This window comes from Streptomyces sp. NBC_00012, from assembly GCF_045040875.1.
Classification (GTDB): Bacteria; Actinomycetota; Actinomycetes; order Streptomycetales; family Streptomycetaceae; genus Streptomyces.
On sequence record NZ_CP108309.1, the window covers coordinates 3,904,943 to 3,920,678 of the forward strand.

Here is a 15,736-nt window from a genome sequence, read left to right on the forward strand (position 1 = left end):
GGCACCGGCCCCGTACCACCACAGGACCATTCCCCTCCTCCCCCGGTCTGATCTTCGGACCGCCCAGTGGGTGAATCGGACCATCCCCCCGTACCGTCGGAACCATGACGCAGCGGGCATCCCATTCCTTCGGCGAGCAGACCCCCGAATCAGACGGCGCCACCGGCCATCCGGGTTCTGCCATGATCGACGCCGGGGCCGAGCTCGACCCGGTACACCCGGTGCGGCTGCCCGCCCCGGCAGTGGATCCGCGCGGCCTGACCGCCGCCGAGGTGGCCGAGCGGATCGCCCGCGGCGAGGTCAACGACGTACCCGTCCGCTCGTCCCGCTCCGTGCGCGAGATCGTCCGCGCCAACGTCTTCACCCGGTTCAACCTGATCATCGGCGTGCTCTGGCTGATCATGCTGTTCGTCGCGCCGATCCAGGACAGCCTCTTCGGCTTCGTGATCATCGCCAACACCGGCATCGGCATCGTCCAGGAGTGGCGGGCCAAGAAGACCCTGGACAGCCTCGCGGTCATCGGTGAGGCCAAACCCACGGTGCGGCGCGACGGGGTCGCGGCCGAGATCTCCACCTCCGAGATCGTCCTCGGCGACCTCATCGAGCTGGGCCCCGGCGACAAGGCCGTCGTGGACGGCACGGTCGCCGAGGCCGACGGTCTGGAGATCGACGAGTCGCTGCTCACCGGCGAGGCCGACCCGGTACTGAAGAAGCCCGGCGACCCCGTGATGTCCGGCAGCTTCGTGGTCGCCGGCGGCGGCGCCTTCAGCGCCACCAAGGTCGGCCGCGAGGCCTACGCCGCCCAGCTCGCCGAGGAGGCGTCCCGCTTCACCCTCGTCCAGTCCGAGCTGCGCACCGGCATCTCCACGATCCTCAAGTACGTCACCTGGATGATGGTGCCGACCGCGATCGGCCTGGTCATCAGCCAGCTCGTGGTCAACGACAACGACCTCAAGGGATCGATCGCCCGGACCGTCGGCGGGATCGTCCCGATGATCCCCGAGGGCCTGGTGCTGCTCACCTCGGTCGCGTTCGCGATCGGCGTCGTACGGCTGGGCCGCAAGCAGTGCCTGGTGCAGGAGCTTCCCGCCATCGAGGGGCTGGCCCGGGTCGACGTCGTCTGCCTGGACAAGACCGGCACCCTCACCGAGGGCGGCATGGACGTCACCGAGGTGCGGACGCTGGGCGGTGCGGACGACACGTACATACGGAGCGTGCTGGGCGCCCTCGGGTCCTCCGACCCCCGCCCCAACGCCAGCCTCCAGGCCATCGTGGACGCCTACCCGGACGGCGAGCAGTGGCTGTGCACCCAGGCGTTGCCGTTCTCCTCGGCCCGCAAGTACAGCGGCGCCGCGTTCGACGAGGGCGGCGGCCGTGAGTCGTCCTGGCTGCTGGGCGCCCCCGATGTGCTGCTGCCCGAGCAGGACCCGGCGCTCGCCGAGATCGAGCAGCTCAACAAGCAGGGCCTGCGGGTGCTGCTGCTGGCCCGCGCCGAGGGCCTGCTCGACGGGCCGGACATCGCGGCCGGGGCCGTACCGAGCGCGCTGGTCGTCCTGGAGCAGCGGCTGCGGCCCGACGCCGCGGAGACGCTGTCCTACTTCGCCGACCAGCGGGTCGCCACGAAGGTCATCTCCGGCGACAACGCGGTCTCGGTCGGCGCGGTCGCCGGAAAGCTGGGCCTGCCGGGCGCCGAGCACACCCTGGACGCCCGCCGGCTGCCCACCGACCCTGACGACATGGCCACGGCCATGGAGGAGAACGCGGTCTTCGGACGGGTCACCCCGCAGCAGAAGCGGGACATGGTCGCCGCCCTCCAGTCCCGCGGCCACACCGTCGCCATGACCGGCGACGGCGTCAACGACGTACTGGCGCTGAAGGACGCCGACATCGGCGTCTCCATGGGATCGGGTTCCGAGGCGACCCGGGCCGTCGCCCAGATCGTGCTGCTGAACAACAGCTTCGCGACGCTGCCGTCCGTGGTCGCCGAGGGCCGCCGGGTGATCGGCAACATCACCCGGGTCGCCACCCTGTTCCTGACCAAGACCGTCTACTCGGTGCTGCTGGCCGTCCTGGTGGTCTGCACCCAGGTCGACTACCCGTTCCTGCCGCGCCATCTGACCCTGCTGTCGACGCTGACGATCGGCGTCCCGGCCTTCTTCCTGGCCCTCGCACCCAACAAGGAACGGGCCCATCCGCACTTCGTGCGCCGGGTGATGCGGTACGCGATCCCGTCGGGCGTCATCGCGGCCGCGGCCACCTTCACGACCTATCTGATCGCCCGGAGCCACTACTCCGGTCCGGGTGCCCTCGAAGCGGAGACCAGCGCGGCCACGCTCACGCTGTTCCTGGTCTCGATGTGGGTGCTGGCGATCATCGCCCGCCCGTACACCTGGTGGCGGATCGCCCTGGTGGCTGCGATGGGGCTGGCGTTCCTGATCGTGCTGGTGGTGCCGTGGCTCCAGGAGTTCTTCGCACTGAAGCTGGTCGGGACGACGATGCCGTGGGCGGCCGTGGGCATCGCGGTGGTGGCGTCGGCCGGCCTGGAGTACGCCTGGCGGCTGGTCGGCCGACGCTTCCCCGTGTGACTGCGCGGACTCCCGCCCCCGCTGGCTCGCGGTGGCCACGGGTGGCCGTGATGTGTCCGGGTGGAACTACTTCACGTCGACGAAGTCGCCGGCGGTGGTGACGGCCGGGGTGGTGGACGTACCCGCGAAGCTGTAGCGCCAGTAACCGTCGACCGAGGCCTTGACCGTGGTCTTCAGGGTGCCGGTGCTGCTCGTCTTGATCGTCTTGACCGTGGTGTACGTGGAGCTGGTCTTCTTGCGGAACTGGAGCTTCACGGGCTGCGTCGCGTAACCGTGGTACGCGTGGTCCTCCCAGTTCGCCCGCGACAGCTTCCCGGTCACCGTGATGGTCTTGCCCTTCTTCACCGGCTCGGGCGAGGCGTTGACCGTCAGCTTCGACAGCCGCTGGATCTTCGCCGTTGCGGCGTAGTCCGAGTAGTAGCTGGAGCCGTCCTTGGCCTCCGCACCCGCGAGCACGTGCCACGAGCCCGCCAGCGCGTTCTTGTACAGGTCGACCCTGGGGTCGATGGTGATGGTGAGGGAGCAGGTGCTGGTGGTCGCGCTCGCGGCCTTGCAGGTCGCGTCGTCCTCGTTGGGCAGCAGCGCGCCGTCCATGCCCTCGTCCTGGTCCTTGCCGTGCCACAGGAGCAGCCAGCCGGTCTCGATGCCGGAGGCGTGCGAGGCGGTCACCGAGACGGTGACGGTCTTCTTGGCGGTGGTGCCCAGGACGATGTCCTTGCCACCGTTGACGGTGATCTTGGATATGACGGGATCGGCCGTTGCCGCGTGCGCCGCCGGAACGGCGAGGGCGGACAGGGCCAGGGCGCCGGAGACTGCGGCGACAGTGGCACGAATGCGCATGGATTTCTCCGTGGAGAAAGGCCTTGGGGGCCGGATGAGGATGCACAGGTCGGATGCGTGAGCAGCGGGACCCCTCGCGGAGGGATCCCGCTGCTCGCGGTGGCCACGGGTGGCCGTGATGTGTCCGGGTGGAACTACTTCACGTCGACGAAGTCGCCGGCGGTGGTGACGGCCGGGGTGGTGGACGTACCCGCGAAGCTGTAGCGCCAGTAACCGTCGACCGAGGCCTTGACCGTGGTCTTCAGGGTGCCGGTGCTGCTCGTCTTGATCGTCTTGACCGTGGTGTACGTGGAGCTGGTCTTCTTGCGGAACTGGAGCTTCACGGGCTGCGTCGCGTAACCGTGGTACGCGTGGTCCTCCCAGTTCGCCCGCGACAGCTTCCCGGTCACCGTGATGGTCTTGCCCTTCTTCACCGGCTCGGGCGAGGCGTTGACCGTCAGCTTCGACAGCCGCTGCACCCGGGCGGTGCTGTAGTAGTCGGTGTACGCGAAGTCGGCCTGGTTACCGGCGAGCACGCCCGCCGAGACGTGCCAGGTGCCGGCCAGGGAGTTCTTGTACAGGTCGTAGCGCGGGTCGATCGTGAACGTCAGCTTGCACGTGGAGGTCGTCGCGTTGACCTTGGTGCACTTCGACACGTCCTCGTTCGGCAGGATCGCGCCGTCGATGGTGTCCGGCGAGTCCGGGTTGGTGCCGTGCCACAGGTCGGCGTAGGCGTCGATGACACCGGTGGCGTGCGAGGCGGTGACGGAGATGGAGATCGTCTTCAGGGCGGTGGTGCCCAGGACGACGTTCTTGCCGCCGTTGACGACGACCTTGGAGATGACGGGTTCCGCGGCGTCGGCGGCGGTGGCCGCGGCGGCCTTCGAAGCGCCCCGGGCGGCGGTGCCGAAGACCTCGGCACCCGACGTCGGCTTGTTCAGGTTCGGGGCGGAGTCGCCCGCGTGGGCGGCCGGGACAGCCAGAGCAGACAGGGCCAGGGCGCCGGAAACGGCAGCAACAGTGGCACGAATTCGCATGTGTTTCCCCAGTGGAGAAAGGCCCCGCGGGCGCGTGACGCGCCCCGGCGGGGCTGGTTCGGACTGTGAGTCTGCTGACTCGGGAAACCAGACCCGCGAGGCATGTGAAGGGTTGTACACCGAGATGAACTTCTTGCGAAGATCGCTCCATCGGCATGCCCTGGATCCCCCGCCGGCATGCCGAAGATCCCCCACCGGCACACCGAGGATCTCTCCGTCGGCACACACCTGAGGTCTCTCCGCCGGCGTTCCAGACCGTCCCCCGCCGGCCCCCTGACCGCCCCGACCGCCCCTGACCGCCCGTCAGTCGAACCAGCGGTCCCGGGCCAGCTCCTCCGTACGGGAGGGGTCCTCCAGCAGCGCCGCGACCTCGAAGCGGCGCGGCCACTGCCCCGCCGCCCAGGCCAGGCCCGCCGCGACGCCCTCCAGCGTGGCGGCGTGCACCGTGCCGTCGGGGGTGCGGCGCCAGTCCAGCTCGACGCCGCCCGCGCGCAGTTCGCCGTGCTCGACGTACGCCTCCGGGGTCCCGGCGCCCAGCAGCACCCGTACCGCGTCCGGCACCCGGTGCTCCTCGCCCTCCGTCGACACCTCGGCCTCGACGCTCTCGCCGAGCCGGCGCACCTGGAACAGCTCGGCCAGGTCCGCCGCGCGCGTCGGGGCGACCGGGAGCAGCGGGAGCCCGTCGGTGAGCGGCAGCAGATCGGGGGCGTCCGCGATCACGGCGTCCGCCGCGTCGACGACCCGCACCTCGCCGTCGACCACGGCCCGCAGCTCGTCCGGCAGCGTGACCTGTTCCGGGTCGAGGTCGGCCAGCGCGGTGTACAGGGAGTGCAGTTGGACGGGGCCGACCGGGCGGTCCTCGTCCGCGAGCCGGCCGAGCAGCTCGGCGGCGCCGCCCGGCTCGTCCAGCAGGGCGGCCACGGACGTCCGTACGCCGAGGGCGCGCAGCACCTGCGCGTCGTCGAAGCCGGTGGCGTCGGCCGAGTCGTAGAGCCCGGCCAGCCGGGGGTCGCCGCCCGCGGCCCGCAGCCCGGCGGGGCGGCGGCCGTCGAGCACCGGGTGGTCGCGCAGCCACCAGGCCGTGTACGGGCGCACGGACTGCGTGGTGCCGTCCGGCATCAGCACCCGCACCGGCTGGGTCAGCGCGTCGCGCAGCGGCGGCCGGGCGAGCATGGCGAGCACTTGGGGCCAGGCGTCGTCGTCGACCAGGTCCAGATCGCGGACGGCGACGATCTCGGTGGCGACCGGCGGCACCGGGGTGTCGGGCAGCCGGTCGAGGATGTCCTCGCACCACACGTCCACGGCGTCCAGCAGGCCGGCGTCGTCGGGCTCGGCGAAGTCGCCCTCGCGCGGCTCCAGTTCGTCGGGGTCCAGCACCACATCGGTGGTGCGTACGAGGGCGAAGGTGGCGAGCACGCCGCAGGCGGTGAGCGGCTGCTCGCCCCAGCGGTCGGTCAGCTCCTGGTCGCAGAGGGCCAGTTCGCCCTCCCGCATGACGGCCGCGAAGGGGCTCCCGGGCAGCACGAGCTCCCCGGCGGGGGCGGGCTCGCCGTCCTCGTCGGGGAGGGCGAGCGCGCCGAGCCAGGGCTCGTCGCCGGGTGCCAGCTCGGCGTCCCGCACGAGGGTGAGGACGGTCTCGGCGAGCTCGTCGCCGTCCAGCGCGTCCTCGTCCCAGATCTCGCCCGCGTCCAGCGACCCGGCGACGGCGGCCCGCACCTGCGGGGTCGTCAGCACGGCGCGCGGGGTGGCGGGCAAGGCGCCCAGCTTCTCCAGCAGCGGATGGGCGGCGTCCGGGTGGGCGACCTTCAGCCCGAGCCGGGCGAGCCGTTCCAGCACCGGTCCCGCAGCCGCGCCGGGGAGCGGGAGGAGCACCTGGCGGGGGCCGATGGTGGTGCGGGGCACGGCCGGGATCCCGGCGTCCGCGGCCTCCGGCGCTCCGGCCAGCGGCACGGGCAGGCCGGAGAGGCGGTCCGGGTCGATGCCGGACAGGCTGTCGTACAGCCGCCGCCACCAGCCGGGATCGCGCTCCAGGCCGGCGAGCCGGTCGATCGCCTCGGTCAGCGGGACCCGGGCGACCTGGAGCGTACGCAGCTCGCTGCGGCGTTCCAGTCCGGCGGGCAGCAGACACGGCAGGACCTCGGCGAGCACCCGTACCGTCTCGGCGCCGACCCCTTCCAGCACCTCGGCCTCGATGGGCCGCAGCGCGGTGGTGGCCGCCTGGGGGAGGCCGTCCGCCTGCACGTCCCAGGTGTCCCACCGGTCCGCCTCGGCGGCGGTGGTGTCGCGCGGGGCGGCGGGCGCCAGGAACGCGACGCGCGGCAGCCGCTCCAGGATCGCGCCGCGCAGCGCGCCGTCCAGTTCGCCCTTGCCGAGCGGTCCCGGTACGAGGTCGATGGTGTCGACGGACACCGGCTGCCAGCCGGCGAGCAGTTCGGCGTACGCGTCGGCGGCGCGCTGCACCAGGAAGTCGGTGAGCGGTCCCGGCGCGAAGTGGCGGCGGGCGGTGTCCAGCGGCAGCGAGGCGATGAGCAGCGCGGGGATGCCGAGGGGTTCGTCGGTGGGGGTCGGGGCGTGGACGACGGGGAGGGTACGGGGGCGGACCGGGGCGCCCTCCGTGTCGACCGGGACCGCCCAGGTGACCGACCAGTGCGGGCGCAGCCGTTCCTCGCGGGGGCGGTCGGCGAGCAGGGCGGGCTCGACGGGGCCGTGGTGGGTGACGGTGCGCCAGCGGTTCGTACCGAGCGCGGAGTCCTCGACATGGGTGTACGGGCCGTGCTCGGAGCGGCGCAGCGTCCGTACCGTGTCCGGGGTCTCGATCACGATCTCGTCGAGGCCGCGCAGGGTGAGCAGCAGGGCGTCGTCGACCGCGTCGAGCAGCCGGACCACGAGGTCCTCGGCGCCGCCGTCGCGCAGCGGGAGGACGACGACGGTGTCGTACCCGTCGGGTGCGGTGCCCTCGGCGGGCAGCGGAAGGCGGAGCAGCGGTACGTGGCCGTCGCGGCGGCGCAGTTCGTCGCCGAGCCCGGGGCTGGCGACGGCCGCCCGCCCGGCGAGGTCTCGGGCCTCGGCCAGGGACCAGCGGACACCGCCGTGCCGGCCGACGACGGCGGGCTCGTCGCTCACCGCGAGCACGGCGGCGAACCCGACGCCGAACCTGCCGACGGCGCCTTCGTGGCCCTCGCGCTTGGCGGAGGCGCGCAGCGTGGAGAGCGACTCCACGCCGGTGGCGTCGAGGGGCGCGCCGGTGTTGGCGGCGGCGAGGACGGCGGGGGTGTCCGGGGTCGCCGGGTGCAGGGTGAGGCGGAGCCGGCCGGGGACCTGCGCGCGGGCGGCGGCGTCGGCGGCGTTCTGGGCCAGCTCGACGACGAGGCGGTCGCGGTAGCCGCCGAGTGCGAGGTCCTCCTCGGCGTTGGCGTCCTCGCGGAACCTGGCGGGGCCGGCGCCCCAGGCGTCGAGCACACCGCGCCGCAGCCGTGCGGTCCCGAACGGATCGGCCCCCTCGGTCGCATTCATGCTCACGCTCTGACTCCGCTCTTTCCGGTTGCGCACTGCCCGTGCCGCCAAGTGTGCGCCCGAAGGTACCGGGTCCTCGCACCGGACGGGGCCGCCGGACAGCGCTTCGGCCGGTTCGGACCCTCGGCTCCGCCGCTGGGCAGGAGGTTGCCCGGCGGGCGGCGAATTCCCGGTACGGGTGGGGGCCTCCCGGTACGGGCGGCAAGATCTCCCGGACGAGCGGAACGATCAAGCCCGTCCGGCGATCGAGGACAAAGCGGCCCGGCCGGGGCGGGGGTCGCCCGGCATCCCGCTCAAGCCCGCCCGGCGATCGAGGGCGGAACCGGTTCGCCGGGCAGCCGCGAAATCCCTCGGACGAGCGGCAAGATCTCCCGGCCGAGCGGCATGATCAAGCCCGTCCGGCGCTTGAGGACGCAACCGGCCCGCCGGAACAACCCGGACCCCGCGCCCCGCACCCGCGGCGAACCGCACCGCCCCCGGCCACCGCCTACGAGTGGCCGAGGTCCTCCGTCGGCGCGTCCGCCTCCGCCGGGACGGAGCCGGAGTCCCGGGCCGGCCGCAACGGGTACTCGTCCACCTGCATCGTGTCCAGCGCGTGCGGCGTCGGCTTCGGCGGCTTCGGCATCACCGCCGCCTCCGAGTGCCCGCCGCATCCGTACGACAGCGACACGACCCGCCCGTCCGCCGGACCGAACTCGTTCGCGCACACCCCGAACGCCTGCTTGAGCGAGCCCGCCAAGGGCACCAGGAAGGCGCAGGTGACGCAGGAGGCAGGGGCCGCCTGGGCCATCGGCGTCTTCGCGCCGAACGCCTCGTCCCACCGGTCGGCCGCCGCGTGCAGCCCGTACCGGGACAGCACCCGCGCCCGCCGCATGCCGAGCTCGTCCGCGACCGCCGCGATCGAGCCCCGGCTCGTCGTCGCGGGGCGCGTCGTCAGCTCCGCGTCCTCCGCGTCGACGAGGTCGGCCATCTCCTGCGACATCTCGGAGACCACGGAGTTCGGCGGCGGCTCGTCCTCACCGGTGTAGCCGGGCTCCAGGCGGATGTCGTCCGCCTCGGTGGGCAGCAGATCGCCCGGCCCCATGTCGCCGGGGCGCAGCCGCTCGCTCCACGGCACCCACTCCGGGGCGAGGAGCGCGTCACTGCCGGGCAGCAGCACTGCTTCGTCGAGGGTGACGTTCTTCGCGCGGGAGGCGCGGGCGACCGTCACCGCCCAGCGCCAGCCCCGGTAGCCGGGCTCCTCGCACTCGAAGAAGTGCGTGACGACCCGGTCCCCCTCGGAGACCACGGCCACATGCTCACCGACGGCCCCCGGCGCGGCTGCCTCCTCGGCCGCCGCGCGGGCCAGGTCTACCGCCTCGGCGCACAGACGGTCGGGAACAGGGGTACGGGCCGTACGGCTTCGCGTCGTCGCAGCACTCACAGGTCTCGCTTCTCTCCTACGCCAGTCTCACGAGCGCGCCAGCACATCCATCGGTTTCGGCCATGACGGGTGAGGGCGGAGCGGACCTGAGGGCCGCGTCGACGTCCACACCCGTTACTGCCTGCCTCGGGCACACCTTCTGCTACCCATTCTGCGGGATCGCCGAGAGGCGCGCGGCCGAGAACAACCGCCGGTGGCGCGCTACGCACGCTACCCTCTCCGCCGCCCCCCGCCCACCTGCCCGTCCCAAACAACGCCGGATCCCGTGCCGAACACTGCCGGATCCGGTGCCGAACACCGCTGGATCCGGTGCCTCGTCACCCGCGAGAACCGTCCCCGGAAGCCCTGGTCCTGGCCACCGCCCGGGCCGGGCCGGCCCCGTCCGGCCGGGGCGGATCACTGGCCCGACAGGACCAAGTGCCCCGCGCCCCGCCGCGATGCCGGTTCGCCGCAACCGTGACTGGGGCACTATGACGAAGTGACTTCCGCCAGGTCGCACAAAGAATCCGGCCCGCTCCGCAGGACGGGCCGGGCGGTCGGTCATGCCCTCCACAAACCGTTCACCGGCACCGCCAAGGGCATCCGGAAGGCGACCCACGCCCATGGCGCCGGGGAGTCCGGGCTCGGCAAACTGATCGAACTGCATGCCGTGAACGGCGCGGGTGACGTGATGATCACGATCGCGCTCGCCTCGACGGTGTTCTTCTCCGTACCGACGGACGAGGCCCGCGGCCGCGTAGCCCTCTACCTCGCCGTCACCATGGCTCCCTTCACGCTCCTGGCCCCCGTGATCGGACCGCTGCTGGACCGGCTGCCGCACGGGCGGCGCGCCGCGATGGCCGGTGCGATGCTGGCCCGCGCGGTGCTCGCGCTCACCATGTCGGGCGCGGTCGCCACCGGCGGTCTGGAGCTGTATCCGGCCGCGCTGGGCGTCCTGGTCTGCTCGAAGGCGTACGGGGTGGTGCGCAGCGCCGTCGTACCCCGTCTGCTGCCACCGCGTTTCTCCCTGGTGAAGGCGAACTCCCGGGTCACGCTGGCCGGGCTCCTGGCGACCGGTATCGCCGCCCCGATCGGGGCGGGGCTCCAGACCGTCGGATCCGGCTGGCCGCTGTACGGCGCGTGCGTGATCTTCCTCGGCGGGACGGTGCTCGCCTTCACGCTGCCGCCCAAGGTCGACTCCGCGAAGGGCGAGCGGAAGGCCCAGCTGGTGCCGCCGCACGGCGTGGCGGCCTCCCGGAGCGAGTCGGGGCGGGGCGGCAAGCGGGCGCGGCGCCGGGACCGGAACGGCGAGAAGCGGCCCGGTCTGCGGTCCGTGGGCCCGTCCGTGCTGAACGGACTCCAGGCCAACGCCACGCACCGCGCGCTCTCCGGCTTCCTGATCTTCTTCCTGGCGTTCCTGCTGCGCGAACAACCGCTCGCCGGGCAGAGCGCCGCCGTCTCGCTCGGCATCGCCGGCGTCGCGGCCGGCGCCGGCAACGCGATCGGTACGGCGGTCGGCTCCTGGCTGCGGGCCCGCGGCCCCGAGGTGATCGTCGTGACGGTGCTGGCCCTGGCGCTGGGGGTCGCCGTGCTCGCCGCGCTCTTCTTCAGCACGATCATGGTCGCCGCGCTCAGCGCCACCGCGGGCTTCACCCAGGCCCTGTCGAAGCTCGCGCTGGACGCGATGATCCAGCGCGACGTGCCCGAGGAGGTGCGCAGCTCCGCGTTCGCCCGGTCCGAGACCGTGCTCCAGATGGCCTGGGTGGTCGGCGGCGGCATCGGCATCGCCCTCCCCCTCAACGGCGTACTGGGCATGTCGGTCGCCGCGGGCATCCTCGCCCTCGGTGCCGCAACGTCCGTACGGGGTCTGCTGAGCGCGGCGCGCCGCGGCTCGCCGCACCCCCGCGTGGCGTGAACCGGAGCGACCGATAGCCTTCGGCCCATGACCGTTGCGTTCTTCTCCGGTAAGGGCCGCCGAATCGGCGTCGCTCTTGGTGCCGTGTCCGCGGGACTCCTTGTCCTCTCCGCCTGCGACAAGCCGACGCCGCTCGCGACCGTAACGGTCGGCGGCAACTCGGTGAGCGCCGAGGCGTCCTGCTACAACGACGGCGAGGCGCTCAAGCCGTCCGAGTACCAGAGCTGCCTCAACAAGAAGGCGGAGAAGTCCGTCGACGTCGCGATGGACGACAAGGTCCGCTTCGGCGTCGACCCCGAGGTCGCGGAGAACGGCTGGACCCTGTTCATCAACGGTCAGCAGGCCGAGCAGGAGCCGTACAAGAAGACCTACCGGTCCATCCCGGGCAGCGCCTTCTTCTCCAGCCAGACCGGCGAGACGACGAACAAGACGCAGATCAGCATCGTGGAGACGAAGGGCAAGAAGCTCGTCGGCATCTGGCACTTCGAGCTGAAGAAGACCTCCTGATCCCCTCCTGACCTCGGAGGCTCTCCCCCGTGCGTGTGCTCGTCGTGACCGCTGTCCCAGCAGAACGGGACGCGGTCACGCGCGCGTTCGGGGACGTTCCCGAGACGTCGGTGCACCATGTTCCCGGCGCCGAGATCCACCGCGCGGGCCTCTTCGACGTCCTCGCGGGCGGCGCCGGACCGGCCGCCGCGGCGGCCTCGGCCGCCTTCGGTCTGGCCTCGGACCGCTACGACCTGGTGATCTCGGCCGGCATCGGCGGCGGGTTCGCCGGCGTCGCACCGGTCGGCTCCCTGGTGGTGGCCGACCACATCGGCGCGGCGGATCTGGGTGCCGAGACCGGGACGGGCTTCGTGCCGGTCACCGAGCTCGGTTTCGGCCGCGTCCGGCATTTCCCGCCCCGGTCGCTGGTACGGGCGACGGCCGCCGCCACCGGCGCGGTCACCGGCGGCATCCTCACCGTCTCCACCGTGACCGGCTCCGCCGAACGCGCCGCCGAGCTGCTCGCCGCGCACCCCTCGGCCGCCGCCGAGGCCATGGAGGGCTTCGGTGTCGCGGAGGCCGCCGAGCGCGTCGGTCTGCCCGTCCTGGAGATCAGGGCGGTCTCGAACGCCGTGGGCCCGCGCGACCGGGACGCCTGGCGCATCGGCGACGCGCTGGCCGCGTTGACCGAGGCGTTCGGGAAGCTCGTACCCGTACTGGAAGGTTGGACCCACCATGACCGACACGAATCCTGACCCGTCGAACGCCCCGTCGGGCGGCCCGTCGGGCCCACTGCAGATCGCTTTCTCCCCCTGCCCGAACGACACCTTCGTCTTCGACGCCTGGGCGCACGGAAGGGTCCCCGGCGCGCCCGCCCTCGATGTCACCTTCGCGGACATCGACATCACCAACGGGATGGCCGAGCGCGGCGAGCTCGACGTCCTCAAGGTGTCGTACGCGGTGCTGCCGTGGGTGCTCGACGAGTACGCGCTGCTGCCGTGCGGCGGGGCGCTGGGCCGGGGCTGCGGCCCGCTCGTCCTCACGAGGGAGGGCGCGGACACGGACCTGACCGGCAGGACCGTGGCCGTACCGAGCGAGCGCTCCACCGCGTATCTGCTGTTCCGCCTCTGGGCGGCCGAGGTGGTGCCGGGCGGTGTCGGCGAGATCGTCGTGATGCCGTTCGACGAGATCATGCCGGCCGTGCGCGACAGGAAGGTGGACGCCGGTCTCGTCATCCACGAGGCCCGGTTCACGTACCAGAACTACGGGCTCCACAACCTCGCCGACATGGGCCGGCACTGGGAGGACACGACCGGGCTGCCGATCCCGCTCGGCGCGATCATCGCCAAGCGGTCGCTGGGCGCGGACACGCTGAAGCTGCTCGCCGACTCGGTGCGCACCTCGGTGCGGATGGCCTGGGACGACCCGGAGACGTCCCGGCCCTACGTGCTGGCGCACGCCCAGGAGATGGACCCGGCGGTGGCGGACCAGCACATCGGGCTGTACGTCAACGAGTTCACCGCCGACCTGGGCGAGGACGGCTACGCGGCGATCCGCGGGCTGCTGACCCGCGCGGCGGCCGAGGGGCTGGTGCCGCCCCTCGGCCCCGACGCACTGTCATTCGTCTGATCCCGGGCAGGTCCCGGGCCGGATCAGACGTCGAGCTGGTCGGCGACCGCGCGCAGCAGGCCGCCGATCTGCTTCCCGGCCGCCTTGTCGGGGTAGCGGCCGCGCTCCAGCATCGGCGTGATGTTCTCCAGCAGGGTGGTCAGATCCTGCACGATGGACGCCAGCTCGTCCGGCTTGCGGCGCTGCGCGGCCGCGACGGACGGGGTCGGGTCCAAGATCGCCACCGAGAGCGCCTGGTCACCGCGCTGACCTGCGACGACACCGAATTCGACCCGCTGACCGGGCTTGAGGGCGTCGACTCCGTCGGGGAGCACGGAGGAGTGCACGAAGACGTCGCCGCCGTCGTCGCGGGAGAGGAAGCCGAAGCCCTTCTCGCTGTTGAACCACTTGACCTTGCCAGTCGGCAAAGCACGCACCCCATCTCAACCCGTATGCAACCTGTATGCCGGAACCCGGAACAAAGCCTCAGCAGGTCAGGCTATCCAGTGGTGGTGCTCCCCTGCTGGCAGCAGCCTCCCCAGGGGGAGTACCCCTCGTCAAGCCTGGTCATCCGGACTCTGTCCGGAAACGGCGCTTGTGTTCCGCGCCGGTGGCAGTGGGCTGACGGCACGGTCGGCCGCGGGGCGGTTCGCCGCCGCCGGGAACTACCCTGGCCGGGTGAGTACTACACCTTCTGGCGCAGGTGACCGGCTGGTCCGGATCGGCGCGATCGTCTTCTTCGTCGGCGCACTGTCCACCCTGGCCACCATGGCCCCCCTCTTCCTCGGCACCCACCCGCTGCCGTCCATCGCCTGGTCGCTGTGCATGCTGATGGGCGTCGGCTTCCTGATCGCCGCGGCGGGCGTGATCCGGTCGGTGCGCGCGGGGGCGGCGAAGCGGTAGCAGCGCGACACAGGGTGGCCGCTTCGGCCACGAGCCCCGGGCGGGCTTGACAGGTTCAGGGTGACCGGCCCTAGACAGGGTGCTCATGAACGAGAGCATCGCCGCCGTGCTGGCGGCATTCATAGGCGTGGTCGGGGCCCTGGGCGGAACGCTGCTGGGCCCGACTGGAGCTCCTCACCCCCATCGAGCTCAAGTACAGCTGGTACGTCCTGGACATCGGACCGACCGGTGTCACAAGCACCCTTGAGCTCACCACACCACTGGAGGATCCGAGCGTCGTGGAGCGGGTGCGGGGCAGCCGCCCCTCTGCACACCCCACCGCCGACATCGCGGACATCGATGTGATCGGCCCGGGTACGTGGATCGACGCGGTCGGGCAACCCGAAAAGAGCCACAGCTGGTCACCCTGTCCCTCTCGACCCCGCCCACCGGCCTCTTGGCCGAACTGTCGGTGCACCACGACATCTGGGGGTGGTACGACTTCACGGGACGCCCGCACCCCGAGGTCCACCGGAACAACGCTCCACGACTCACCGACGCCCTGGAAGAACTCGCTGCCCTGCTCGACGCGCCTCCCGAGCCCGGCGAGCCGACGTACTTCGGAGCCGCCACGCCCGAGGGGCTCGCGACCCCGAACGCGTACGAGGACGGCCTGGGCCCCGACCTGACCAGCAGACTCTGACGAGAAAGCGCCCGCCGACAGGTCTGCAACCTCGTGATATCCAGCAACGGGAAGGCAGTACCGCGCGGCATGTCTCCACCAGCCCGAGGAACATTCCCGCGTGATCGAGTAGACCTGGACCTCTGCAACGGGACCTGCCGATGACGTACAACCTCTTCACCATCGACCGCCTGCAGCCGGCCCGAGTCTCCGATGCCCTGGCCTCATGCCTGCGCGTTGAGCCGAACTCCGTCGATGTCGCCGACACCGACGCCGATCAGGGCGACCGCAACTGGAATTCGAACTCACCGAAGTCGCCGAGCTGTTGGCCAGTGAGCTGGTCACCAACGCGTATCTGTACTCCTCGGGCCCGTACTCCCTCCGCCTGCGCGATGCCGGGCGCAGCCGGGTCCGGCTGAGCGTGTGGGACACCGATCCGCGCATCCCCGCCCCGTTCCGGTGGGGCATGCCTGCGCCTGAGGAACTGGCCGGTCGAGGGAGGGGGTTGTACCTCGTCACGCTGTACGCGGAGTGCTGGGGCGCCTACCCGATGCGGGGCGGGCTGCCGGGGCAGGGCGGGAAGCTGCTCTGGGTGGAGTGTGCGGCGAAGGTGTAGAGGATCCGCCGGCACGCCAACCGCGTCCCGGGCCGGCCCCATGGGCAGTACGCCAGGCACCACAGTCACAGTTCGCTGTTGCCGCTTGTCGTCCGCGCCTGGCGCGTGGCTCGAACTGGGCAACATGGTTCAAAGGCCCAACTACGTTCGGGAGCGCCGGCACCGGCCACCTCCCGGAGGCCGGCCAGGCA

At 72.0% G+C, this 15,736-nt stretch carries 13 protein-coding genes; 8 read left to right on the forward strand and 5 right to left on the reverse strand.

All coding sequences use genetic code 11. The features are described from left to right. Nucleotides 1-104 precede the first annotated feature (104 nt). A complete protein-coding gene (locus OHA19_RS17850) occupies nt 105-2,585 on the forward strand; it encodes an HAD-IC family P-type ATPase (RefSeq protein ID WP_405715413.1) in 2,481 nt (826 codons plus the stop codon). Nucleotides 2,586-2,651: 66 nt separating this feature from the next. Here the strand turns inward: OHA19_RS17850 and OHA19_RS17855 are convergent, their stop codons facing one another. The 4 genes from OHA19_RS17855 to OHA19_RS17870 all read right to left on the reverse strand — a co-directional run bounded on the left by OHA19_RS17855 (nt 2,652) and on the right by OHA19_RS17870 (nt 9,377). Continuing rightward, the gene (locus OHA19_RS17855) at nt 2,652-3,425 is read right to left on the reverse strand and encodes a DUF5707 domain-containing protein (RefSeq protein ID WP_405715411.1); all 774 of its coding nucleotides are present in this window, start codon (nt 3,423-3,425) and stop codon (nt 2,652-2,654) included. A 134-nt stretch (nt 3,426-3,559) separates the two neighbouring features. After that, the gene (locus OHA19_RS17860; protein ID WP_405715409.1) at nt 3,560-4,441 is read right to left on the reverse strand and encodes a calcium-binding protein; all 882 of its coding nucleotides are present in this window, start codon (nt 4,439-4,441) and stop codon (nt 3,560-3,562) included. A gap of 303 nt (nt 4,442-4,744) precedes the next feature. Continuing rightward, entirely contained in the window at nt 4,745-7,954 is a 3,210-nt protein-coding gene (locus tag OHA19_RS17865; RefSeq protein WP_405753267.1) for a sacsin N-terminal ATP-binding-like domain-containing protein, read from the reverse strand. Between the two features lie 487 nt (nt 7,955-8,441). Then, nucleotides 8,442-9,377, reverse strand: a complete 936-nt coding sequence (locus tag OHA19_RS17870; protein ID WP_405715407.1) for a DUF3027 domain-containing protein — start codon at nt 9,375-9,377, stop codon at nt 8,442-8,444. Nucleotides 9,378-9,855: 478 nt separating this feature from the next. On the opposite strand from OHA19_RS17870, the gene OHA19_RS17875 reads away from it, so the two are divergent. The 4 genes from OHA19_RS17875 to OHA19_RS17890 are packed head-to-tail and all read left to right on the forward strand — an operon-like array spanning nt 9,856 to nt 13,386. Next, nucleotides 9,856-11,271: an MFS transporter gene (locus OHA19_RS17875; RefSeq protein WP_405750727.1), complete on the forward strand. Its 1,416-nt coding sequence runs from the start codon at nt 9,856-9,858 to the stop codon at nt 11,269-11,271. Nucleotides 11,272-11,298: 27 nt separating this feature from the next. Then, nucleotides 11,299-11,778: a DUF2771 domain-containing protein gene (locus OHA19_RS17880; RefSeq protein ID WP_405715403.1), complete on the forward strand. Its 480-nt coding sequence runs from the start codon at nt 11,299-11,301 to the stop codon at nt 11,776-11,778. A gap of 29 nt (nt 11,779-11,807) precedes the next feature. Then, nucleotides 11,808-12,512 carry a futalosine hydrolase gene (locus OHA19_RS17885; protein ID WP_405715401.1) on the forward strand — a complete coding sequence of 235 codons (705 nt, stop codon included), beginning with the start codon at nt 11,808-11,810 and terminating at the stop codon, nt 12,510-12,512. Then, the gene (locus OHA19_RS17890; protein ID WP_405750730.1) at nt 12,493-13,386 is read left to right on the forward strand and encodes a 1,4-dihydroxy-6-naphthoate synthase; all 894 of its coding nucleotides are present in this window, start codon (nt 12,493-12,495) and stop codon (nt 13,384-13,386) included. The genes OHA19_RS17885 and OHA19_RS17890 overlap by 20 nt, the downstream gene beginning before the upstream one ends. 23 nt (nt 13,387-13,409) lie before the next feature. Here OHA19_RS17890 and OHA19_RS17895 read toward each other — a convergent pair whose 3' ends face one another. Beyond that, nucleotides 13,410-13,793: a cold-shock protein gene (locus OHA19_RS17895; protein ID WP_037692759.1), complete on the reverse strand. Its 384-nt coding sequence runs from the start codon at nt 13,791-13,793 to the stop codon at nt 13,410-13,412. Between the two features lie 250 nt (nt 13,794-14,043). On the opposite strand from OHA19_RS17895, the gene OHA19_RS17900 reads away from it, so the two are divergent. From OHA19_RS17900 to OHA19_RS17910, 3 genes are all read left to right on the forward strand, one after another. Next, nucleotides 14,044-14,268 carry a hypothetical protein gene (locus OHA19_RS17900; protein ID WP_329590327.1) on the forward strand — a complete coding sequence of 75 codons (225 nt, stop codon included), beginning with the start codon at nt 14,044-14,046 and terminating at the stop codon, nt 14,266-14,268. A 436-nt stretch (nt 14,269-14,704) separates the two neighbouring features. Continuing rightward, a complete protein-coding gene (locus OHA19_RS17905) occupies nt 14,705-14,950 on the forward strand; it encodes a hypothetical protein (protein ID WP_405750733.1) in 246 nt (81 codons plus the stop codon). Between the two features lie 304 nt (nt 14,951-15,254). Next, nucleotides 15,255-15,545, forward strand: coding sequence for an ATP-binding protein (locus OHA19_RS17910; protein WP_405750736.1), 291 nt, complete (start codon nt 15,255-15,257; stop codon nt 15,543-15,545). Nucleotides 15,546-15,736: the final 191 nt, after the last annotated feature.

What these genes read in the sequence shown, in the direction of transcription:
- OHA19_RS17850 (WP_405715413.1), top strand. Translation starts at nt 105, where the DNA reads ATGACGCAGCGGGCATCCCATTCCTTCGGCGAGCAGACCCCCGAATCA.
- OHA19_RS17855 (WP_405715411.1), bottom strand. Translation starts at nt 3,425, where the DNA reads ATGCGCATTCGTGCCACTGTCGCCGCAGTCTCCGGCGCCCTGGCCCTG.
- OHA19_RS17860 (WP_405715409.1), bottom strand. Translation starts at nt 4,441, where the DNA reads ATGCGAATTCGTGCCACTGTTGCTGCCGTTTCCGGCGCCCTGGCCCTG.
- OHA19_RS17865 (WP_405753267.1), bottom strand. Translation starts at nt 7,954, where the DNA reads ATGAATGCGACCGAGGGGGCCGATCCGTTCGGGACCGCACGGCTGCGG.
- OHA19_RS17880 (WP_405715403.1), top strand. Translation starts at nt 11,299, where the DNA reads ATGACCGTTGCGTTCTTCTCCGGTAAGGGCCGCCGAATCGGCGTCGCT.
- OHA19_RS17890 (WP_405750730.1), top strand. Translation starts at nt 12,493, where the DNA reads ATGACCGACACGAATCCTGACCCGTCGAACGCCCCGTCGGGCGGCCCG.